A 20418-nucleotide genomic window follows, 5' to 3' on the forward strand; every position below is an offset into this window, starting at 1 on the left:
ATAAACATTGTCCTCGATAAACACATGCTGGGGAAACGTAGTATCAATTAATACATTCGGTGCTATATAAACTGTGCGATAATTCTTCATGTTCACCCCCCGTTTTTTATGAAGCCAGGCCGGCAGCCACACGGGAAATACAGCAATATAGGCTAAGTAGCCTAAGGCCCCTTTCCATAGAAAGGCAAAGCTTTTGAAATATTTATCTACCCTTTGAGGTTCCATAATTTTTTTTTTTTACCTTTGGTCATATGCTTTGATAAAGAAAATCGAAGCATGTCTCTCTGCTTGAAATATGAGAAAAACCTAACCTCCAAATCATTTTCTGCTGCCACATTATCTGGTTTTATTTCGTCAATCAAGCTAGCCTCAGAAATTTACTGCTGCAGTAATTTATCGCGCGCCACTCAATAACTACCAGTGCAAACATTCACAGGAGTCCTTAAGTTCGGCGAAACATTTTTTCACTCATTTTATTATTTTCAATGAGCTACTTTCAATCTAAATGCAAAGCCCTTTCCGCTTTCCAAAACTGCGCCTTCAAGCCCACTCCCACAAATAGAATAAAGGCAACGGTCTGAAAAATAGTTCCATAGGCCACAGCTTCTGATTCCCCAATACCAAAAAGACTAAGAGCAAAGATAGATGCCACCTGATAAACACCGATATATCCGGGCGTGGAGGGAAGTGAAAAAGCTGCAGCCAAGTAAACTAACATAACGAGAGCTGGCAGCAAGGACATTTCTTTCCAGCCAAAAGCATGAAATAAAAACCAACAAGCCATTACATCAAAAAGAGTAATTAATGTCTGTAAGAGCAAACAGGGAAATATCAATTGAGGCGATCTCAATAAATTCATTCCCCGCATGGATTGTTGATAGATTTGATTAAGTCCTCTGCCAAGGACATTTTTTTCAGCTAACCACAGAAAAAAGCGCTCCAGGCGATGGCCATTTAAACAGTAAAAAGCAACAATCAGAAATGCGAGAATAAAACCTATTGCAATCCACCAAATCCCTGAACCAATTAACAGCTGTTTTCCCCATGCCAAGAGCAATATGCATAGCAAAACGCAAAGCGCCAGCCCATCAAGAATTCTATCCACTACGGTACTGACAACTGCTTCACCGCTGCTAATGCCAGTCAATTTTTGCAGCCGGACTATTTTTAAAACATCCCCAGCTTTAGCCGGATAGATAGCTGTTCCGAGATACCCTATGCACGAAGCTTCCCAAACCCTACCTACTTCCGACCAGGGTAGACGAGTTATTATTTGCCATCGAATGCTGCGCAAAAACATGGAAATGGCAAGAGCTGCCGCCATTAGGAGAACCCATTTTATTTCTATATGCTTTATGCAATTGATAAAATCATGCCATCGTACTTGCTCAAAAGAATACATCAAAAAGAAAAATCCCAGTGCAAATCCGATACATTTTATCCATTTCTTCATGATCGTTTGGCTAAAGAAAAACGTGAACTTGGGGCAGACAAAAACGAAAGAAATTTCAGTTTATTCAATTGAGATAAAAATTGACGATTCCCATTAAACATCTTCATCTCCGGCTGCATTCCCGCGTGAATCAATGTCAAAGTATTGCACGTTGGGTCACAGCACCCTCCATAACATTCCCGTGGAGTCTAATAGAAAATATTCTACGTTGCAATTTGATTATAAATGGTAGGTATCGTCGCCCTTCAAAGCATAGCGAGGGTCATCCATTACGCTTGTATGGCTACAGACTCCACTCTATTGTAGTATTATTCTGTTCTTCAGGAATGAGGAGGCGCCAATAAATGTTGACACAGGTGTTCACAATTGGGTTACTAATGTTACTCGCTGTTATGTTGCCCGGCCCAGATTTTGCTTTGGTAACAAAAAATACTTTAGTACATTCACGTCGCTCAGGTTTTTTTACTACTTTTGGAGTAGGAGCATCCAACTTCATTCATATGGCATATTGTGCATTGGGTTTAGCCATTATTATTTCAAATTCATTGCTGTTCTTCAGCGTAATAAAATATATGGGTGCCGCCTATTTAATATATCTAGGAATTAGCTCATTACTCTCAGAACAATCAGAGCATTTTATACCAAACAAAAGTAACCAATTTAAAAAATCTGTACAATCAGATTTTTCTTCATTTAGACAAGGATTTTTATGTAATTTACTAAATCCTAAAGCAACGTTATTTTTTCTTGCGTTGTTTACTACAATTATAAAACCTGATACACCAAGTTATTGGGTCATTCTTTTTGTTATAGAGATGCTTTTTATTATTACACTCTGGTTCCTTGGACTAACTTTTATCCTGTCTCACCCTAAAATTATAACGTTATTAGAAAGAGCCAAGAAATATATTGAAAAAATCCTCGGTGTTTTTTTGGTTAGCTTTGGAATAGCGTTGGCTTGCATTAGAAAATGAAAGAGCATTTTATCAGCATTTTGATTTGTCTATTGGGTCTTTCGACCCAATAGACAGTTGATTCATTTAGATGCGAACATATACGAACGTATTTCGCTGCGGCAGAACTCGATATTTTATGCCATCGTATGTAAAGATGTGTTGGGGATCTCGACGATAAATAACCAAGTCATTATTGGATACTACCCTACCATCATAGTAAAGGGCTCTAACATTTCCGACAGGAACATATACGAATGTATCTCGCTGTGGCAGAACTCGATATCTTACGCCATTATATGTAAAGATGTGTTGGGGATCTCGACGATAAATAACCAGGTCATTCTTGGATACTATCCTACCATCATAGTAAGTGGTTCCAACAACGACATTTCTATCTACTCCATAATTTTGTGTACGATATCCACAACCAACGAGTGCCGCTGATATGGCGCTTAATCCTATTACAGAAATTATTAGCTTTTTCATAATATTCCTCCCTGAATAATTGATCCTGCTTTTTTAATTTGAATGCAGCATTGAGTATAGCAAGTAATTTGGCATTTGGAAGGACTCCAATCAGCATCTCTAAGTAGAGGGTAGTAACCGTAGCCTGATTGGCGCGTTTGCGACAACTGGGGTTATCTGCAAAACAATCCAAAACATTATTATCTTTCTTTTTAGCAATGGTTAAATCACTCAAATATCATTCTTATAATAATTTTCTAGACAGTACAGCAAAGACTATTTTTCATGGAAAATTTATTTAATAATATGATTGCATTCAATTTATTCTGAATAAGGATGGTATTAAATGGATGTATTTTTAAGAACATTTGCTGTACATTTCAGTAAATTTAAAAATCTATTTGCTTTATGCAGTCTCACCTTAATGAGTTCGTTTACTTATGCATATACAACATGCCCCAACTTAAATATAAATGCACTGTGTCTTAATGGAGTATGGCAAGTCATGATTACTCCTAATGGTTCATATTGGGTACTCATGGGTGAAAGTGTTAATGGTAAGCCTTGCACTAGTAACGAACAAGCTGATGATGTGCGATGGAATTATGCGTTTACTTCTGCTCGTATGGGTATAGCAGGATGTAACTACAGTTTATTTGCTAATAAACTGAATCGGATTGGTCTAATACAAATCAAGTCGACTCAATATACCCGCACAGGTAGCAATTGGGAGCAAGACAATTATCCAGGCAACTGGACCTGTCGTGAATCACAAGAAAACTGTTTGTTTCGTTAAATCAGCAAGACCAATCATTAATTGCTCATTTTTTATACTAAACTAATAAGTGTCTTCATAGCAAGGAGTGCGATAATGAAAACAAGTATAGTAAGTTTTGTGACTGCATTAACAATAGTTGGCTCAACTGCAGTATTTTCTACGACAAACGACGCCAATTCTTCCGATCTTAGTAGTCCCAGTTCTAATGCCCCTGCTCCCTCTGTTACTTCAGGAACAACAGGCCTGGACAATCATGTTGATATTCAACTTAAAACAAGTGATGGGCAATTGATTAATGCAATCATTGATGAAACTGATTTAAAAGGCTTAAAACAAGGCGATACACTTCAGTACCAAGGTAGTGAGCAAGATAATGCCTCTAATATGCCTACTAATTCAGGCACGTCCACTAACCCATAATGACTTCTGCCATTTAGTGGTTGGGACGCTTAAAAGTCTAAGATCAGAACTGGTTAGTATCAGATAAATTTTTGATTTATCTGATACTTATTTCTAATTTTCGCAAAAAATATCTAAATTTAAGCTAGAAATACTTATTAGGCTATAATTATAACTAGAACATTTCACAAGGATGATTCACATGCCAAAATGGAATAGGCAGCATCTCTCCATCTCAACGTTTAAGACTATGGTAATTAAATCAATAGTCATAGGCATGAACAAAGTTTTTATTTACAGAACTCGAATGACACACTCTCTGTACCATTATGGGTAAATACCATTATGGAAATTAAGTTTAAGGGAGAAATTAAAAATGGAACTTATCTTGCTTATTATACTTATTTTATTGCTAATCGGAGCTTTACCGGCCTGGCCTTATAGCCGAGGTTGGGGTTATTACCCAAGTAGTTTTTTAGGTTTAATTTTAGTTTTATTAATACTATTTTTGTTATTTTGAGCAATGTAAATAAGGAGAATCTATTATGCTAGGATGGGCTATTACTTTTTTTATTATAGCAATTATTGCCGCTTTGTTTGGGTTTGGTGGAATTGCAACTGCTGCGGCTGGAATTGCGAAAATTCTTTTCTTTATATTTTTAGTTATTTTTATTTTGTTTTTGATATTTGGTCTTCTTGGAGGAAGAAAACCGCCACCGCCAGTATAAAATATTAATCGATCTTTAAACTTATGAAAAGGAGGAGCGTATGAATAAGGATATATTAAAAGGTCATTGGAAAGAATTGAAAGGTAAGGTCAAAGAACATTGGGGTAGATTTACCGATGATGATCTTGAAGCGCTTGATGGTTCCTATGAACAATTGGAAGGAGCTCTCCAAAGAAAATATGGCTATACAAAAGAAAAAGCCTATAAAGAACTAGATGAATTTTTAAAATCGATTCACTAAATGAATTAAGAATAATAATATTGACTACTTTTCCTTTTGTTCCTACTAATAAAGCCACCTTCGGGTGGTCTTTGTTTATCTAATTCAGTAAAATTACGCTTGCTAACCCTATACTTGCTATTTAATCGTCAAATCTTTTTAACCCATAGGTGGGGATAATGTATTGTCATTGGATTGTTTCTTTTTATCCTCAGAAAACCTTATTTTCTCAAAGAATTTAAAAGGCTTTTTCTTATTGGTTTCGCTAGGTTCGGGTATGGGGCCAAATGCATGCAACGTGATAAAAGGATATTTTTTTAATCGTTCACGGATTAGTTCAACACTATCAGGTGGAAATCCTTGTCCTAATTTAATCGTTCTTAAACTTTTATAATTCTTATCAATCAAAGTAATTAATTTATTAAGATTTGTTTTTCTTGTGGAATCCATAAAATCAAGAATAAGGAGGCTTTCAAAATGAGGTAAATTCACTTCCTTTAGCATATCAAGACAAATAGCAAAATCTCTATAATTGGCGGGTGTTACATAAGGCTCTAAATGGACACCAGGGTCTCTTTTAAAATCCCCAATTGTGATGTATTTAATACTGCTCAGGTCATTTACATTAAAATTTGAGATGCAGCTTTGGTCAATGGCTTTCAAATCGCTTTTTACTTGCTCTAAAAATAATTCTTTTGCTTTTTTTAAAGCCAAGCATGTAACCTGTCTTAGAGGGTTTTCAGTAGCCGGCATTTGTTGAGGTGCTTGTCCCATGATAAGATTTTTTAGTCGCTCAGGATCTAAATGATTTTCTACTATTAACATTACAAAAAAATCATCGATCATTTTAGTCATTTGCTCGGGAGTATAGGGCAAGTCTTCAGTTGCTAAAGAAAACATTAAAGAGGCATTAGGGCTTATTTCGGTAATAAAACGAGTTTCAAACCATTTTTGTGTGGTTGTTTTGATAGCCGCACCGGGTAGTGCTCTACGGATTTTATATATTAGCTGATAAAAACTTATAGATTGAGTAGCCTGCCCAGCAATAGAAATAGACATTTTATTTAAAGGATTATCTAAAAATATTTTATGATTAGGATCTGCCAATATTGCATCTAAAATAATTAATAATTCGCTAATTTTCTTTTTTTGTAAGCATTGCTTCCAGCGCATTACCATGTGAATTAAGTTTGGTTTATTTCTCGAAAAAGTAGTATCAATTTTTAATTCTACCTGATCAAACCAACGACCCTTAAACGCTAAATCGTCTTTTTCCTCATCGTTTAGAGGGGGGATGTGTGTTTTTACAGATGCAGGTTTTACTTTTACTTCCTTATAAAGTAAAGAGGTAGGTACAGACTCTATTTTTCTAAATGATTTAGTGTATTTAACAAGTGATTTATAGGATGCGTTATCATTTTTAATTTTATCAGCAGTTTCTTTAGTCTCAGCTACCACTGATATTTCTTTAGTTTTATTTTCAGTGTCTGCGGGTAAGTCTTCCATAGACTGGGGATTATTGATTTTTTCTTGAACTAATGGAGGGGTCGATTGAGAGTGACCTTCTGATTCTGCATTTAATTCCTCAAGAGTTTCATTGTGTTCCACAACAATCGATGAATTTTTACCCATGGATAATCTCTCTGCATCTTAAGGTTATATATTTGCTTACATAAATATGTATGTATGCAACGTTTTGTATTTATTATGGCAACGGATTATTACCTTGAGATATAAGGTTTGTCAATTTAGATGATTGATTTTAATATCATTTTATTTTTATTAATGAATTAAACCTACGCTGTGTATTATCCTAATGCTGTTGCGCGGAATCGAACTATATACTTGCTTCATGAGAAATCATCATTAATCATTGTAACTAATTCATTTGACTTGCAAACCTTGTCCAATAAGGATTTTATTTGAATTTATGGCTTCATGAGACTTGGTGACAAAGCAGGAAGCAAACGTGATATTGGCTTTTCTGATCAGGAGTAAAAATCCCTAGATAATATCCGTGGTGAATTTAATTTAGCAAGCGTAGCCCGGATTAGCGCAGCGTAATCCGGGATGGATACTCTATCATTCCCCAAAGCCCCAGCGCTCCCCACTCCTACCACTTTTAATAATAATTCCTTGTTGAATATAGCGATGGATACTTGAATAAGGCCAGCTTTCTGGCTTTGAAGTATAACCATGGTTTACAGAATTATAGTGGATATAATCAACATGCTTCTCTAAATCATTGTCATCTCTAATACGATGCTCCCAAAAGCGATTTGCCAAACATTTCCTTCACCACGATTATTTCTCCTAACCGTCACGCCCTTTTGTATTAAACCTTGTGTGAAATGCGTTTTAATTAAGCGCCAGCGTTGAGAATAATTGCAATCGTCTTTAGGTAATTCCCATATCACATGTAAGTGATCCGGCAGTACAATGATGGCATGCGTCATAAAGTTAAATTTAGACCGCACGGCACGAAATGCTTGACCTAATAAATCAATGTAGATCGTTAAATAGGTAGACTTTCTGCTTTTCAAAGTCAACGTGAAAAAATAAATAGCCCCTGGAGAATAATCTCGACGATAGTTGACCATAACGAAATCCCTTAGGTTGGATGGCGAGAATAATAAATCCCTCGGAGATTTCATTCAATATCTTTGAAAATCCCGGATTACGCGCCGCTAATCCGGGCTACGCTGGCTGTATGTGCATTCAACAGAAGGAAGGGGCCTTAGTCTAAAATAAACAATATGGTGATTGTGCATTATTGTCTGTTGCAAGGAAAGCTATAAATGAAAGTAATATATTCATTACTCTTGTATAGTTATTCAACTCTTATTCTGGCATCAGGTGAGATATGGCTGCAAGAGACGAATTGTATGGTAATAGGTTCTAATGCCTTTGAGCTTCATTCAAAACAAGGTTCATTATCTGACTATATTTGTTCTAAAAATGGCAAATCAATAACCTGTTCTAATACCTCGAGCGGAGCTACTATGTCTGGGGGAAAACCCTCCGCACTTACTAGTTACACAGTCATATTAGAAGATCAAGAATTTGCTATATGGGATGCTGATTCTCATTCTGGAATTATTATTCTATTACTTAAACATAAAAGATATTCGGCGGCTTCTACGCATATTAGAAGTGAAGGTTTAATCACTAAACATTGTGTAGGTGAGGTAAAGAGTCACTATTAGGTAACACAGTTAATCTCTAGTGCAGACTCATTTCTTACCCTCAATCCATAAGGACACAAACACGCTAATTAATTTCGGAAGATGACCGATTAAAAGCTTTCTCCAAAAACTTGTTATAATAAAATTAAATTTCAAAGGAACGATTATGACACCCACAGAACAAGAGGATTTCAAGACCGCGATTCTTCGTAGAGGAGACCAAATAGATGACTATTCTTGGGAGTTCATAAATGGACAAACACAAATAAGAATTACTCGAAACTCAAATCGAAAAACCCAAACATATGAGTATAGAGAGAGCAATAGCACAGCGCAAAATCCATGGAATTTTGAATTTGAGAAAGATTTAAAAAACGGCTTTTTTGATTAAGGTGGGCTATTGCCAATGTAGTTTTTTTTTACAGCTTCAGCAAGTTTTTGAAAAAAAACCGCCTAGCAAAGAAGGCATAGGAACGTTTACAGGAACGTTTCAAAAATCATATTCTTAAAGTTCGCTGAAAATAGGACATAACCCCTTGATTCTACTACTGCCGTTGCGCGGAATCGAACCGCGGACCTATTGATTACGAATCCCGATCCATACTATAAATGGCAAGCATACACCATAAATAACAACAGTATAATCAATTGGTTAAATTATTTTTGCTGTTGTGATTTCTTGCAGCAAATTGCCTTTTCTTGCCATCTCGTGCCACTAGAGTGCCACTAAATTACCGACTAGCAATATAACTAAATATAACCTATAATAACCATATAAATAATAACAATGGTTTTAATGGTGTCATACACTCTGCTTATCAAAAAACAGGCTAAGAAAGCACTGCAAAGTGTACCACAACCAGATAAAACCAGAATCACTGAAAAGATTGTGTTATTGGGCAAGAATCCTGATGACACAAGCTTAGATATAAAGAAGTTAAAAGGCGAACCCTATTTTCGCTTGCGCGTAGGCTCATGGCGAATCATTTTCGACAGAGATGATCAGGTGAAGATTGTCTCCATTGAAAAAATCAAACCACGTGGAGGTGCTTATAAATGAACCTGCAAACGATCAAATCACTCGATGGCAAAGTGGAGTATGTTTTATTACCCGTAGCCGCTTATAGAGCCTTACGCCATCAGATTACTGAGCAATTAAGGCAAACACAGGAAAATGAAGATTATGAAGTCTTTGATCCTGCTGATTATGTTGATAATCCAGTTGCTCTAGCCCGAATTCAGGCAGGTATTACACAAGAAGACCTAGCCAAGCTGATGAATGTTACTCAAGCTTATATTAGTAAAATTGAAAATCAGGAAAGAATCACACCTAAAATTTTGAACAAAGTCAAAACGGCTCTTAAAACCCAAAATCTTTAGGCCTATTTCCCCATTCATCAGGAGCATTTCTCCATTCAATTTCTTTTGGGTCAGTATTTCGCCTAGTATCTGCTATATCTGACACAATGTTTGAAATTGTCTCTTTATATTTGCGATAAATAAAAAGCACTATCCCACGTATTCTTACAAATATGATCTATTCCTTTTTCATAAAAAATAAAGCAAGACAAGCCACCACCCCAAAGTCATTAAAATTTATTCTTTTTTATTTGCGCATACAAGGACAAAAACTGTTTGTAGTCACGAGTACTTTTCATATGCCCATGACTAGGTTCGTTAGCATGGCATTTCACGCATAAAACCTTCAAATTGTATTTCTTATTATTATTTTTCTGTCCATCGATATGATGAACATGGAGATACTGAACATGAGCACCAGCCAGATAGATTTGGCAGCTTTTGTTCTGGCACTGGTAGCCTGCCTTTTTTTTAGCATTTTTACTGATCTCAGGCCAATTTGAAGGATACTCATTTAGAGGTGCTGTATCAGCATCATAGCTCGGAGTCACAGACAATAAAGACTTGGGAAATTTTTTGAAAAATTCAGCGATTAAAAAATCGGCTACAATTCTATTTTTATGAGATTTTTCTCTTTCACTGTAATCTTGCCAATTTAAATTGGTTAAACAATTACGGCATACATTTAATTTTTCATGCCGTACTTTAGTTTGCCCGTCTTTCGTTATACGTACTTGAAAAACACCATCTTCCCTATTTTGTATAACGTAACGTTCCGATCGTTTTTTTCGCCACATGTCGACTAAGGTTCTACAAGATGAAATATGATACTTAGGAAGTTCTCTATCTTCCCCATAAATATTCACGTCTCTAATGTAGATCAAAACTCGTTGCCCTTTACATGCCAGTGTTTTGTCATGTCTGAATAAATCAATTTCATCAAGACTTTCTATTTCAACACCATCACCATCAAGCCGTTTAATAAAATCCTCACCTAACAGCGATATTCCGGTATCAAACTTAAACTCCTTAACAAGCTCAGCACCCATCAATTGCCTAAGCTGATTCAAAGAGGAGAATTCAAAAAAATTTACAAGTTTAACCATTTTTTATCTTCTTCATTTCACTAGAAATTTCATCTAGTTTTGAATCAGCATTGGTGACAATCACAAACTCTACTCGTTGGGAACGGCCATCATCTATAGCATGAAATTGATTTAATATAGGTTTTGAAGAAGAAAAACCGCTGGATGTTAGGTATTTACGCATCCATATTTCATGTTCAGACAAAGAAGATAAGCCCAAAATATATTCCAGCATGGATTGAGCTCTTTCCTGGGATAAACGCATGTTCTTTATATAGGCTGTTTTTTCATCAGTATCGGATGCCCATTTTTTTGAAGTATGTCCTTCAATACGAATCTCCTTGATCGATTTCCTGTATTTATCTGATGAGACCAACGATATGTATCGTGGTATAAAATCATTAAGAATTTCTTTGAATGCAGGTTTTACAATAGATGATCCTGTATCAAAAAGTACATCAGGATTATCAAATCGTATCGTCATATCACCAAGTAATTCAGCATTCCACTGCTTTAGATCTTTCGCAAATTCCTTTTGTAAAGCTTGAGTGAGATCGCTCTTGGTTTCTTCAAACTCTTTAACAACCAATGTTGTAGTTTGTTCAACTTGCAACATGAAAGAGACGGCTATTAACATAAATACCATCATGAGACCCGTCATAAGATCGCTTAACGGAATCCAGTAAGATTGGTTATGATCTTCCATATTTATGCTGCCTCACCTAAGCGTACGATCTCACGCAAGCGCTCAGTAAGAGGCATATAATCAGAAACAAATTTTTCCGATAATGAAGCAAGCTGTTTACCTAAACTTGTAAGGGAATCAGTCAAACTTTTTTCAAGCTCTTTATCTAAAGCTAAAACTCCTTCCCTAATAATTCTGCCATTCTCTTGTAGCCCCGATGTTAGCTCTTGTTGAGATTTGGTAATACCATCTACAAGCACATTTTTCATTTCTGCTTGTGTTGATTGCAGTTGCGCCGAGTGGTTTCTGATAATCTCTGATGTTTGAGCTTCAACTGTGATAATAGCTTCTTGAATAGCCTTCAGATTATTTTGAATACCGCTGGTTAATGAATCCTGCGTTTGTTTAATTACATCAGTTAGTGAACTTCGCATCTCGTTATTTACAGACTTAACTTCTGCACTGTAATCAGAAATGAGCTTTGCTGTTTCAGATTGAACGAACTTCACACCATCAGATATTTCAGTAATCATTTTCTGTGTGCTCACTGAAAATTCAGGGATGTAATCTTTCATTGTGACTAAAAGTTCGCTTAGAGCTTTTTCTTGAACAAAAAGCACATCCTTTTGTTTATCCATCGATTCAAGCAATAACTTCAAGTTTTGGGCAATATCAGTAAACTGCTTTGCATGTTCTACTACAGTAGCGAATGCCTCAGAGGATTGCTTCATGTCATTTGAAAATTGTGACTGATACTGTTTTATCGTTTCTAATTCTTGCTTATATTGCTCTTGCCAAATAACCAATTTTTCAACAGCTTGGTTTAGATGTTTGAAATTCTCACCAAACTGTTCTGTTAAATTTTGGTTAAAATCCTGAATTGCTTCTTTGAGTGCTTCAATAAAGGCTTTTTGGTTATTCTCTAGCATCTTATTTGCAAAATTATCAAATGATTCCTGCAATTTTTTCTGTTGATCATTAGAGTCTTGTCTTAACATCTTGACTTGTGAGAGCAGAGATCCTTCTTCGTCACCAGATAACGTTTTTCGCAGATTAGTAATTTCCTTTACTAAATCATCCATTGATGCTGGAGCTGATTCTTTGGTTTGATGAGAGACATTTTTACTCAACTTATGCCTACCTCTAATTAGTAATGCCCCAAATACCCCAATAAAAGATGAGCAAAAAGCCGTTTTAATGCCATTTAACAATGAGGGGATACTTGCCGTTATATTATTACTGTTAAAATGTAATAACGCCCACGCTATACAGGCAAAACATCCCACGATCCCCATTGTCGTTAATATTTCAGGGCCATAAGTTACTGCAAACCGATCAAACCTAACTAAAAAGGTAATAAGAAAGCATATTGTTAGAGCCATCCAACATAATTCGATAGACGAAAACTGTTGCAACAATGAAAATAGGGTAGGTACGGGAGTATTACTTTCAGACGCTAAAACAGGGCAGGAAACTAGGGCTAACAATAAAGCAAATATTTTATTCATAAGATGATCTCGGTCTATTTACAACATCAACTTCGACCACCTTGATTTATTATTCTTAGATTATTTTATCTAAGTAAGCCGATTTTAATTATTTTTGCTTGTGATTACAAAAGATTGCGATTCTATTAAATAATGATCACAATGTAAACATGATGATTAATAAACATGGATAATTCTTCAAATCGACTGGCAGAGAAACTCAGGGAGTTGTGCGCCACCGGATGACCACTACGACCTCAAAACCCCTGCTACCCCCTCCAACCCCTATGCAAATCTGAAATTGAATTCCATTTTATGTTCGATTAAACAAGCTCTTTGATGAAACCCTTACTACGTTTGATTGCCAACCTAATCTCCTCCCTGAATGCTTTAGCCTCGCCAGTTGTTTCTCCATGCTTTAATGCGTTGAGATTGTAGCGTGGAGCACCAGAGCCTCTTGCTCCCCCATGGACACGACAACGAGCCTTACCTCTGATAGCTGGGCAGCGACAAGGTTTACCATTATTGCCTTTTGTTCGTGCGCCACATCGAGGCGCAGATTCAAACGTATAGCGTTTTTTCTCGGTTCTTGAGGTTGTTTTCATGTTTTTTCCTTATTACCCATGCCCCCTTGAATATTCCCCACAATCGCTTGGCCGCCTTGGTGAACATCAACACGTTCAACAATAATTTTTTGGCCTCCAACCCCTTGTAGCTTAGCCAGAACACTAGCTTGCTGAGCAAAACAATTGGCCAATTTTATTGCAGAGTTGATGTAATATTTTTTTAGCTCAAGATCACTACACCCAATAGCAAAAGCCATTGTTGTTTGTTGCAATTCGTGAATCGATAGCATTTCGGACGCAAGCATGACTTGTAAGCCACTATGAGCATTTAAAGCTATCAACGCATCTCTACTCTTCTCTTTAGCCTCATCAAGATCAAAATTTTCTGATCGAATGTTGCTAGTAGCAATAGCATTTTTATGAATGACACGTCTATTAAAATTTTCTTTTGCTTGTGTTTTGGTGTCTGTGATATTAAGTTGCTTTTCTTTTGCTGTATCAATAGTTTTCATGTTTTCTTCACTCATTTCATCATATTCAAAATAGGTGACTATTTCTCAGGCCTACGCATTTTCTAAAACACCCGTAACCCTTATTGACAAAACCGACAGAATACAGAATGGAGTTTTTGTCAGTTTTGTCGGTTAGCATGTGGTGGATTCCCTATTTTTAATTCCTGTTTCATGTTAATCATTCCAATGATAAGCAACTTTAGGGCGGCCATTGGTATCTTCTGAACTTATTGTTTCTCTGCAAAGATAACCATAGTCTATTAGCCAAGCTAAAGCCTCATTAATCAGCTTAACAGAATCAAGCCCTGACCATCCTTTCCTCTGTATATCCCGAACAGAAAAAGGATTAGGAAGTTTCTTCTTACGATCCAAAATCAATTTTGCACTATCAAGACTGTAGTTAGTTGCAATGCTGTAAAGTCTCTTAGCGTGGCTAACCAAATAATCCGACCAACTTAAGGCACGAATCGTTGCAGTAACGCCCACAGCATCACATCCTCCATCAATTATTTCAAACAACAATGCCAACCCAGCAATTGTTTGCGGCATTTTCAATATATGACTTTCAAGTACAGGATGAATTTCAGGATTTCGAGCAATATCTTGAATTTTCTTCATCCACTGAATAAATAACTCCTGTGCTTCGCTGGTAAATCTAAATTGACAAGGTTCTGCGTCTACTCCCATAAAATCGAGATTATGTAGTGACTCAAAGACTCTATTATATTTCATTTTTGCTTCTTGATTAGGTACTCTATCAATCCACTGCCAGCTACCAATATCATCTGGCCATATGGCTAGCTGGAAACGTTGGATTAGCCCATCATCGACTATACCCCTTGTCGCGTCGCGTACTAACAGGGAGATTTTGCTAGGCTGAATGCCACCGATAATAGAAAGAGTACAGCTCTCAATTTCAATCGTACCTCGACCAATGCGGTCGTAAACATAACGGCCATTCCCATCAAAGCATTCAAGATAAAAAGCACGATCAGACTGATATTCCTCACGATTTAGATTAGCTAACCATCCTGATAATTCATCACGCACAAACACTAACCCGTTAGGATTTTCATTTAATAACTCACCCAATTTTTCTACAGAGGGGTCGTTCACGATTAATCTATGCCGCACAGGTGGAATAATATTATCCACTATTCTAAGCGCGTCCCTTGCCGCATCTCGATTATTCTTTTTTAGTGCTTCTTTCGCCTTACTTTTGGCATCAGCGGCCTCCAACTCAAGCAAAACACATTCTTCCTTGTGGTTTTGCTGGGCTTCTTTATATTCCTGTGCTGCCTGCTTTTCAAATTCCCATAAAGGCCTTAGTGCTTCTTTCATGCTAGGGCTTTTCATAGCAGATGGTCTTCCGATTATTGTCCCCCATTGATTAGGCACAACACACCAGCTATCAAATTGTTTGGGGCAGATTGATGCCTTACGGCCTAGTAAACCAGACAATCCAACAATCGCAGTTACAGCAACAAAGTCAGGTAGACTTTGCTGGCGCTCAGCTACATCAAAAACATAGTCTCGAATTGCTTCAGGCAACATATCAGGCAAAAAAGGTAGTACAGGTGGTCGAGACTCCGGTAGTGGTTGAGGTTTACTGTTTATTTTTAAAGAAGATCGCAATTTTTTATTGTGTTCATCAATTGTATTACCATCAGGAGCAACAGTAAGTTGAGATGCTCTTTTGACCGCATCATGCTCCGATAACATTTCATGAACTTTCATGAAATCAAACGCATCATGCCAATACCCATCATTTACTCCGTTGTTATGATGGCTAAAAAATCGATTACCTCTAACTACAATACCTGCTATACCAGATGTAGAGTCTGGTGATAACCATCTTTCTTCGCCATTTTTTACAAACTTTCGTTTATAGCCATATTGGATCAACAGTTGAGAAAGAGAGTATTGTTCATTAAATGCTTTGATTGCTGATAAGGTATCCCCTAATGAATATCGCTCAGGGCGCATATGATTATCTTGGGGTAGTTTTTCTGCCTCATACACCGAGATTGGATTACCAGTTAGATATTCAAAGTGCAATGATTGGACATTAGATTTGCTCGGTCTTCTTGGGTAATACCAAGCCTGAGCAAACACGCTATTCTCTTGGGCATAGGCAAGTAGTTCTTCATCAAGATTATGGTTGATAAGCGAGACCAATGCTTCTGCTGTAGCAGCCAATTGTTCCTTATTATAGGGGTTCTCGGTTGCCAATATAATGCGGTAACGGTTCCCTTTTCCTCCTGCGTAATGCGAATATGAACCATAAATAATATGCCCGATGTTAAGTTTCTTTAAAGCGTGATGAACAAACAATGGATCAACAGCACCTTCAATTTCTTGTCCATCTTGGTTTATTCGCTTATCACAATCAATAATCAGCACCCTAGCCAAACTTTCTAGGTTACTGTCAGACCGAGACATACATCGACCATCTTCGGCAATTTTTAATCCAGTACGAAGAAAATGGCTACCATCCTTTTCACCTAATTGAATGGTTCTAAGCCTTTCCAGTAATTCTTCTCCAGTTATATGGGTATATCGATTAGTAACTCGCACCCCCTGTTCGGAGGATGCGACTTCAGTATTTTTTATTATTGTTATAAAATCATTCATGGGATTTACCTCTTGTTAGGCTTGAGGTTGCCGCCTCTAGGCTAACGTTTTTATCCTCGCAGGTTATCGTGGTGTTTGATTTGCTAATAACGCTAACCTGCTCCAATCTTTTTAAACCCTTTTGCTGTCTACGCCTTAATACCTCTGCCTTGATTTCTTGGCGTTGTTGTGGGCGCAGCTCAGGATCCTTGTAACGCATAATTTCTTCCTTGAGTATGTAGTAATCACAAGTGCGATCGTGCGTATAAACGCTTTCTACCGGAATAAACCACTGATTTCGGATAGTAGATACCCAAGAGTGGAGTGAAGCATTACCAAAGTCCTTACGGTTCAGCCTTGCCCCCTCCAGCATGGCTTTTAAGGCCATTGATGTTTTACCATCTGTCTTATTGCTCATGCTTGATTCTCCTTCAACCACTGGAAGAATTTTTCTTCATCAATTAAGACTCTGCGACCATTACGTAAAATGGCTCCGAATTTTTTTAATCCATTGGAATCAGCATAGAAAATACGGTCTCTTATTCCGCCTTCTGTGAAAGCGGGATGTTTTTGACAAAACTGCTTTATCGTGGATAAAAGAGGAATTGAGTTTACATTTGACATAATTCACCTATCAGGTTTGTTAATAATAACTGCGAGTTCTCGCAGTCACCTGGGACGAATTATGAGTAGCTAAATAGGGGTATTCTAGGTTACATAGGTATACCAACCATGATATACCTCCATCAAAATAACAATGTATCTTTTTGATTTTAATTATTTTTTACATGGAGTCCTTTTTTTTAAAGATGCTCCTTTAGTATTAATTGAGGCAACATGAGATAGTTTTTTTAAAAAATCATCATTATCACCATCTGACCCTATAACTTCAAAATCAGCTTTTAGATGCGCTTGTATATTGCCTGTTGAAAACGTTCTGTTTGTATTTTTTTTGCATAGTTCTTCTTCTTTGACATATGACTCAATAAGTGCCTTTAACTTCGGTGCCCTACAAAGCTTGAGATTAAACCACTCATCGATTATTAGCTCTGATTCGCTAAATTTATGTTTTATAGTCTTGCCAAAATGAGCGGCTAACTCTTCTTTAATATTAAAATTATTATCAAGCATGCTAATCTCTGCCGGTAAAGAATGCTGCAAATCAGCTTTAGCCCAATGTACTAAGTAATCAAATCGCCACAGTTTTTCTTTGAGTGTACCTTGGTCAATAGCAAAACATGCTTTATATTCTTTTGGCATGGCTATCATGCCTCTATTGATAATTTCAAGACAATCAAGAAGAGCTTGCGCTTGTTGAAGAATTTTCTCTATTACTTCTGCTTCTCCTTTAATATCAGGGAATAGCTCTCTAACAGATTTAATAAATCCTTCACTCGAATACATGTTCCGAAAAGACGCCGGTTTAATGTGATATAAAGTAGTTTGCAATTCTTCCACCACCTTAAACAAAAATTCATCTGGTATTGGTTCATATCCAGACGATATAAATCCAAACTCAAGAGCTGTAAGCTGTGGACGCTTTACCCACCGGCTATAGTTAATAGGTTTAAGCAACCCAATAAGAAATCTCCACTGATAACTATCATTTGCCTTATATGATGCTAACCATGCTTGGCTCATTTTACACCCCCAAATATTTTTTCGTTCATACTGCCAACTACAGAACTGATATGACTATCGCTAAGATGAGAGTAACGTTTAGTCATCTGTACGGTTTTATGGCCAAGTACTTCCATCAAATCACGTTGAGTTGCTCCGTTCATTGCAAGATAACTAGCGCAGCTATGGCGTAAATCGTGAAATCTGAAGTCAGATATTTCTGCTTTAGACACGGCAACTTCCCAAGGTCGCTTGATATCGATTGGTTGTTTGCCATCTTTGCTTGGAAAAACATAATTAGAATCAAGTCGAGCAATTTTTAAATGCTGGGCAAGCACTTCATGAGCGTAACCTATAATTGGAACCCGCCGCCGTTCTTTATTCTTAGTTTTTTCAAGAACAACAAAGCCTTCATTGAGAAATACATCACGGCGTTTTAAATTCAGGATTTCACCTTTACGCATACCAGTAGAGAGAGCTAATACTACAATCGTATATAGCTGCTTATTGGCTGATACCATACAAGCTTCAAGCAGTCTGGCTCGCTCATTATCATCTAAATAACGAACTCGTCCTTGGCTTTCAGGTTGCTTCTTGATTTTTAATACAGGATTTGATTCGATCCATTCCCATTCATTAACAGCAGTGTTTAAAGCATGGGATAAAGCTGCTAAGTAACGATTAACAGTAGCAGTTGTTCTTCTCTCACCGCGGTTGGTTGACCCTTTGGCTAATTCCTCTCTTAAGGATGAAATAGTTTGGGATGTGAAATCAGCTAACACATGATAGCCAGCCTTCTCCTTCCACCATAGGAGCTGTTTTTTCTGCGCAGATTGCATTGATACTGATTTGTGAGGCAATATGACTTCGATGTAGCGGTCTATTAGCTCGGCTAATGTTCTCTTTTTGGATTCAGCCGTTTTAAAGTGGCGATTTTCATGAATAGCCGATTCAATACTACTCGCCCACCGTCTCGCGTCTGTTAATCTTTCAAATATAGCGGACTCAGGTTTCTTTCCCTTCAGCCTAACCCTAGCTAAATATTTAACCTTTCCTTCTTTTGTGATTCTTTTTTCTATTGATGCCATACCAAACTCCTACAGTGGAGATTGGCAACTGATATGCTATAGTTACATCAGTCACCATTAGCCCCGTAACGGTTAATGTTGATTAGGATTGGTGGTTACCGCCACCAATCTGCTTGCTCGAAGACTACAAGAAACCACTAAAAACTGCAACTATTGATGGTTAATCATATTACCTATAAAATTAAATCTATTTAATTCAATAGATTAATTTCAAAAATTCCCTTCTAGTGGCAATTTAGTGTCATTAAAAATAATGGTTCTGATTTTTATGATTAAGTAAATGTCTAATTGGATATAAAATGATATGCTGGATTTGTAATGTTAATAACGCAGACTCTCGTGAACATAGAACTAAAAGATCTGACCTAAAATCAGAAATTCACTCTGTAAGTCAAAATAAGCCAATCTATCTGAGTGAAATGAAGGAACTTAAAAATGGAAAAAAGGTTCTAAGTAAAAATAAGAGAATAGGAAGTTTAGACGCTGATATTCTAAAATATCAGCATTCAATATGTCACGATTGTAATACCTCTAAAACTCAAAAACATGATAAGGCTTGGGAAAATTTCTCCCAAAAATTAAAATCGTTAATTCCCAATACCTCATTAAAAAACCAATACATTAGATTCAATAAAATTTTTCCCTACAACACTTCTTACGAAATGCGAAATGTACACTTGTTTTTTATAAAATTATTCGGATGCCAAATAATAGAAAGTGAATTTAAATTTAAAAACAAAATACCAATTGACATAAAAACCTTTTCTGAAGCAATTCTTAACCAGCGAATTCATCCCAATATCTACTTATCTTTTAAATATCGAAAACAAACTAACACAATCGCCGAGAATAGTGATGTTCATGTATTAATTAACAAAGCAACTAATGAGGCTGCCTTTGCAACTTGGCTTTATTGTACCGGTAATTTAGTTGTTAATATTATGTATGCCCTGCCTAATGAAAAAAGAGAAGGATTAAAATCAGCATGGCATCCTAGACTTGGCTACAAGCGTTTTCACTTTGAGGAGTTTTTATGAATCAGTTTTGTTGCTTTTTCTTGCCACTACAGTGCCACTAAACTATACTATTATTTCAAAAATTTTCTGTAACTCATTGATTCTACTACTGCCGTTGCGCGGAATCGAACCGCGGACCTATTGATTACGAATCAATTGCTCTACCGACTGAGCTACAACGGCGGTAGCGCTTATTATACTCA

At 36.8% G+C, this 20418-nt stretch carries 25 protein-coding genes and 1 tRNA gene; 11 read left to right on the forward strand and 15 right to left on the reverse strand.

Annotated features, from left to right (window positions below):
* Window positions 1–496: 496 nt before the first annotated feature.
* Window positions 497–1453, reverse strand: coding sequence for a lysylphosphatidylglycerol synthase transmembrane domain-containing protein (locus CKV79_RS07950; RefSeq protein ID WP_081778136.1), 957 nt, complete (start codon window positions 1451–1453; stop codon window positions 497–499).
* Between the two features lie 344 nt (window positions 1454–1797).
* On the opposite strand from CKV79_RS07950, the gene CKV79_RS07955 reads away from it, so the two are divergent.
* Window positions 1798–2427 carry a LysE family translocator gene (locus CKV79_RS07955; protein ID WP_081778135.1) on the forward strand — a complete coding sequence of 210 codons (630 nt, stop codon included), beginning with the start codon at window positions 1798–1800 and terminating at the stop codon, window positions 2425–2427.
* 66 nt (window positions 2428–2493) lie between these two features.
* On the opposite strand, the gene CKV79_RS13815 is transcribed toward CKV79_RS07955, so the two are convergent.
* Window positions 2494–2895 carry a hypothetical protein gene (locus tag CKV79_RS13815; protein ID WP_131796065.1) on the reverse strand — a complete coding sequence of 134 codons (402 nt, stop codon included), beginning with the start codon at window positions 2893–2895 and terminating at the stop codon, window positions 2494–2496.
* A 484-nt stretch (window positions 2896–3379) separates the two neighbouring features.
* On the opposite strand from CKV79_RS13815, the gene CKV79_RS13820 reads away from it, so the two are divergent.
* From CKV79_RS13820 to CKV79_RS07985, 5 genes are all read left to right on the forward strand, one after another.
* A complete protein-coding gene (locus CKV79_RS13820; protein ID WP_131796064.1) occupies window positions 3380–3670 on the forward strand; it encodes a hypothetical protein in 291 nt (96 codons plus the stop codon).
* A 75-nt stretch (window positions 3671–3745) separates the two neighbouring features.
* The gene (locus CKV79_RS07970) at window positions 3746–4072 is read left to right on the forward strand and encodes a hypothetical protein (RefSeq protein WP_028374340.1); all 327 of its coding nucleotides are present in this window, start codon (window positions 3746–3748) and stop codon (window positions 4070–4072) included.
* Between the two features lie 355 nt (window positions 4073–4427).
* Window positions 4428–4571 (forward strand): DUF3309 family protein, encoded by a 144-nt coding sequence (locus CKV79_RS07975; RefSeq protein ID WP_035916332.1) that lies wholly within the window; start codon window positions 4428–4430, stop codon window positions 4569–4571.
* A 25-nt stretch (window positions 4572–4596) separates the two neighbouring features.
* Window positions 4597–4779, forward strand: a complete 183-nt coding sequence (locus CKV79_RS07980; protein ID WP_028374339.1) for a DUF1328 family protein — start codon at window positions 4597–4599, stop codon at window positions 4777–4779.
* Between the two features lie 40 nt (window positions 4780–4819).
* Entirely contained in the window at window positions 4820–5020 is a 201-nt protein-coding gene (locus CKV79_RS07985; protein ID WP_028374338.1) for a CsbD family protein, read from the forward strand.
* A gap of 138 nt (window positions 5021–5158) precedes the next feature.
* Here the strand turns inward: CKV79_RS07985 and CKV79_RS07990 are convergent, their stop codons facing one another.
* Both CKV79_RS07990 and CKV79_RS07995 read right to left on the reverse strand, forming a co-directional pair.
* Window positions 5159–6631, reverse strand: a complete 1473-nt coding sequence (locus tag CKV79_RS07990; protein ID WP_028374337.1) for a hypothetical protein — start codon at window positions 6629–6631, stop codon at window positions 5159–5161.
* Between the two features lie 605 nt (window positions 6632–7236).
* The gene (locus tag CKV79_RS07995) at window positions 7237–7599 is read right to left on the reverse strand and encodes an REP-associated tyrosine transposase (RefSeq protein ID WP_231950070.1); all 363 of its coding nucleotides are present in this window, start codon (window positions 7597–7599) and stop codon (window positions 7237–7239) included.
* 198 nt (window positions 7600–7797) lie between these two features.
* Between CKV79_RS07995 and CKV79_RS08000 the strand changes: the two genes are divergently transcribed.
* The 4 genes from CKV79_RS08000 (at window position 7798) to CKV79_RS08015 (ending at window position 9564) form a co-directional block, all read left to right on the forward strand.
* The gene (locus CKV79_RS08000; protein WP_028374336.1) at window positions 7798–8205 is read left to right on the forward strand and encodes a hypothetical protein; all 408 of its coding nucleotides are present in this window, start codon (window positions 7798–7800) and stop codon (window positions 8203–8205) included.
* 145 nt (window positions 8206–8350) lie between these two features.
* Window positions 8351–8575: a hypothetical protein gene (locus tag CKV79_RS08005; protein WP_028374335.1), complete on the forward strand. Its 225-nt coding sequence runs from the start codon at window positions 8351–8353 to the stop codon at window positions 8573–8575.
* A 405-nt stretch (window positions 8576–8980) separates the two neighbouring features.
* Window positions 8981–9244, forward strand: a complete 264-nt coding sequence (locus CKV79_RS08010) for a type II toxin-antitoxin system RelE family toxin (RefSeq protein ID WP_035916330.1) — start codon at window positions 8981–8983, stop codon at window positions 9242–9244.
* The gene (locus CKV79_RS08015) at window positions 9241–9564 is read left to right on the forward strand and encodes a helix-turn-helix domain-containing protein (RefSeq protein ID WP_028374333.1); all 324 of its coding nucleotides are present in this window, start codon (window positions 9241–9243) and stop codon (window positions 9562–9564) included. The genes CKV79_RS08010 and CKV79_RS08015 overlap by 4 nt, the downstream gene beginning before the upstream one ends.
* Before the next feature lie 209 nt (window positions 9565–9773).
* Here CKV79_RS08015 and CKV79_RS08020 read toward each other — a convergent pair whose 3' ends face one another.
* From CKV79_RS08020 to CKV79_RS08065, 10 genes are all read right to left on the reverse strand, one after another.
* On the reverse strand, window positions 9774–10649 hold the full coding sequence (locus CKV79_RS08020) for a hypothetical protein (RefSeq protein WP_028374332.1): 876 nt from the start codon (window positions 10647–10649) through the stop codon (window positions 9774–9776).
* Window positions 10642–11334: an OmpA/MotB family protein gene (locus CKV79_RS08025; RefSeq protein ID WP_035916327.1), complete on the reverse strand. Its 693-nt coding sequence runs from the start codon at window positions 11332–11334 to the stop codon at window positions 10642–10644. Before CKV79_RS08025 ends, CKV79_RS08020 begins: the two co-directional genes overlap by 8 nt.
* Window positions 11335–11336: 2 nt before the next feature.
* Window positions 11337–12821 carry a hypothetical protein gene (locus tag CKV79_RS08030; protein WP_051546313.1) on the reverse strand — a complete coding sequence of 495 codons (1485 nt, stop codon included), beginning with the start codon at window positions 12819–12821 and terminating at the stop codon, window positions 11337–11339.
* 302 nt (window positions 12822–13123) lie between these two features.
* Window positions 13124–13405, reverse strand: a complete 282-nt coding sequence (locus tag CKV79_RS08035) for a hypothetical protein (protein WP_028374330.1) — start codon at window positions 13403–13405, stop codon at window positions 13124–13126.
* Window positions 13402–13878 (reverse strand): hypothetical protein, encoded by a 477-nt coding sequence (locus tag CKV79_RS08040; RefSeq protein WP_231950071.1) that lies wholly within the window; start codon window positions 13876–13878, stop codon window positions 13402–13404. The genes CKV79_RS08035 and CKV79_RS08040 overlap by 4 nt, the downstream gene beginning before the upstream one ends.
* Window positions 13879–14052: 174 nt before the next feature.
* The gene (locus tag CKV79_RS08045; protein ID WP_095141759.1) at window positions 14053–16512 is read right to left on the reverse strand and encodes a YfjI family protein; all 2460 of its coding nucleotides are present in this window, start codon (window positions 16510–16512) and stop codon (window positions 14053–14055) included.
* Window positions 16505–16909, reverse strand: a complete 405-nt coding sequence (locus CKV79_RS08050) for a hypothetical protein (RefSeq protein WP_028374327.1) — start codon at window positions 16907–16909, stop codon at window positions 16505–16507. Before CKV79_RS08050 ends, CKV79_RS08045 begins: the two co-directional genes overlap by 8 nt.
* Window positions 16906–17115 (reverse strand): hypothetical protein, encoded by a 210-nt coding sequence (locus tag CKV79_RS08055; RefSeq protein ID WP_028374326.1) that lies wholly within the window; start codon window positions 17113–17115, stop codon window positions 16906–16908. Before CKV79_RS08055 ends, CKV79_RS08050 begins: the two co-directional genes overlap by 4 nt.
* Window positions 17116–17268: 153 nt before the next feature.
* Complete coding sequence (locus CKV79_RS08060; RefSeq protein ID WP_028374325.1) at window positions 17269–18132, reverse strand: hypothetical protein; 864 nt, start codon at window positions 18130–18132, stop codon at window positions 17269–17271.
* Entirely contained in the window at window positions 18129–19199 is a 1071-nt protein-coding gene (locus CKV79_RS08065; protein ID WP_028374324.1) for a tyrosine-type recombinase/integrase, read from the reverse strand. Before CKV79_RS08065 ends, CKV79_RS08060 begins: the two co-directional genes overlap by 4 nt.
* A 299-nt stretch (window positions 19200–19498) precedes the next feature.
* Here CKV79_RS08065 and CKV79_RS08070 point away from each other — a divergent pair, with 299 nt between their 5' ends.
* The gene (locus CKV79_RS08070) at window positions 19499–20236 is read left to right on the forward strand and encodes a hypothetical protein (protein ID WP_028374323.1); all 738 of its coding nucleotides are present in this window, start codon (window positions 19499–19501) and stop codon (window positions 20234–20236) included.
* Between the two features lie 89 nt (window positions 20237–20325).
* On the opposite strand, the gene CKV79_RS08075 is transcribed toward CKV79_RS08070, so the two are convergent.
* Window positions 20326–20398: transfer RNA gene (locus CKV79_RS08075), tRNA-Thr, on the reverse strand.
* Between the last annotated feature and the right edge of the window lie 20 nt (window positions 20399–20418).

The sequence above is a fragment of the Legionella lansingensis genome, from assembly GCF_900187355.1.
Lineage (GTDB): Bacteria > Pseudomonadota > Gammaproteobacteria > Legionellales > Legionellaceae > Tatlockia > Tatlockia lansingensis.

Excerpts from the sequence above, each read along its gene's own strand:
- CKV79_RS08050 (WP_028374327.1), bottom strand. The coding sequence starts at position 16,909 with ATGAGCAATAAGACAGATGGTAAAACATCAATGGCCTTAAAAGCCATG.
- CKV79_RS08025 (WP_035916327.1), bottom strand. The coding sequence starts at position 11,334 with ATGGAAGATCATAACCAATCTTACTGGATTCCGTTAAGCGATCTTATG.
- CKV79_RS07995 (WP_231950070.1), bottom strand. The coding sequence starts at position 7,599 with ATGGTCAACTATCGTCGAGATTATTCTCCAGGGGCTATTTATTTTTTC.
- CKV79_RS08015 (WP_028374333.1), top strand. The coding sequence starts at position 9,241 with ATGAACCTGCAAACGATCAAATCACTCGATGGCAAAGTGGAGTATGTT.
- CKV79_RS08065 (WP_028374324.1), bottom strand. The coding sequence starts at position 19,199 with ATGGCATCAATAGAAAAAAGAATCACAAAAGAAGGAAAGGTTAAATAT.
- CKV79_RS08005 (WP_028374335.1), top strand. The coding sequence starts at position 8,351 with ATGACACCCACAGAACAAGAGGATTTCAAGACCGCGATTCTTCGTAGA.
- CKV79_RS07975 (WP_035916332.1), top strand. The coding sequence starts at position 4,428 with ATGGAACTTATCTTGCTTATTATACTTATTTTATTGCTAATCGGAGCT.
- CKV79_RS07950 (WP_081778136.1), bottom strand. The coding sequence starts at position 1,453 with ATGAAGAAATGGATAAAATGTATCGGATTTGCACTGGGATTTTTCTTT.
- CKV79_RS13820 (WP_131796064.1), top strand. The coding sequence starts at position 3,380 with ATGATTACTCCTAATGGTTCATATTGGGTACTCATGGGTGAAAGTGTT.
- CKV79_RS07970 (WP_028374340.1), top strand. The coding sequence starts at position 3,746 with ATGAAAACAAGTATAGTAAGTTTTGTGACTGCATTAACAATAGTTGGC.
- CKV79_RS08040 (WP_231950071.1), bottom strand. The coding sequence starts at position 13,878 with ATGAAAACTATTGATACAGCAAAAGAAAAGCAACTTAATATCACAGAC.
- CKV79_RS07955 (WP_081778135.1), top strand. The coding sequence starts at position 1,798 with ATGTTGACACAGGTGTTCACAATTGGGTTACTAATGTTACTCGCTGTT.
- CKV79_RS08030 (WP_051546313.1), bottom strand. The coding sequence starts at position 12,821 with ATGAATAAAATATTTGCTTTATTGTTAGCCCTAGTTTCCTGCCCTGTT.
- CKV79_RS08000 (WP_028374336.1), top strand. The coding sequence starts at position 7,798 with ATGAAAGTAATATATTCATTACTCTTGTATAGTTATTCAACTCTTATT.
- CKV79_RS08060 (WP_028374325.1), bottom strand. The coding sequence starts at position 18,132 with ATGAGCCAAGCATGGTTAGCATCATATAAGGCAAATGATAGTTATCAG.
- CKV79_RS08020 (WP_028374332.1), bottom strand. The coding sequence starts at position 10,649 with ATGGTTAAACTTGTAAATTTTTTTGAATTCTCCTCTTTGAATCAGCTT.
- CKV79_RS07990 (WP_028374337.1), bottom strand. The coding sequence starts at position 6,631 with ATGGGTAAAAATTCATCGATTGTTGTGGAACACAATGAAACTCTTGAG.
- CKV79_RS08045 (WP_095141759.1), bottom strand. The coding sequence starts at position 16,512 with ATGAATGATTTTATAACAATAATAAAAAATACTGAAGTCGCATCCTCC.
- CKV79_RS08035 (WP_028374330.1), bottom strand. The coding sequence starts at position 13,405 with ATGAAAACAACCTCAAGAACCGAGAAAAAACGCTATACGTTTGAATCT.
- CKV79_RS08010 (WP_035916330.1), top strand. The coding sequence starts at position 8,981 with ATGGTGTCATACACTCTGCTTATCAAAAAACAGGCTAAGAAAGCACTG.
- CKV79_RS08055 (WP_028374326.1), bottom strand. The coding sequence starts at position 17,115 with ATGTCAAATGTAAACTCAATTCCTCTTTTATCCACGATAAAGCAGTTT.
- CKV79_RS07980 (WP_028374339.1), top strand. The coding sequence starts at position 4,597 with ATGCTAGGATGGGCTATTACTTTTTTTATTATAGCAATTATTGCCGCT.
- CKV79_RS08070 (WP_028374323.1), top strand. The coding sequence starts at position 19,499 with ATGATATGCTGGATTTGTAATGTTAATAACGCAGACTCTCGTGAACAT.
- CKV79_RS13815 (WP_131796065.1), bottom strand. The coding sequence starts at position 2,895 with ATGAAAAAGCTAATAATTTCTGTAATAGGATTAAGCGCCATATCAGCG.
- CKV79_RS07985 (WP_028374338.1), top strand. The coding sequence starts at position 4,820 with ATGAATAAGGATATATTAAAAGGTCATTGGAAAGAATTGAAAGGTAAG.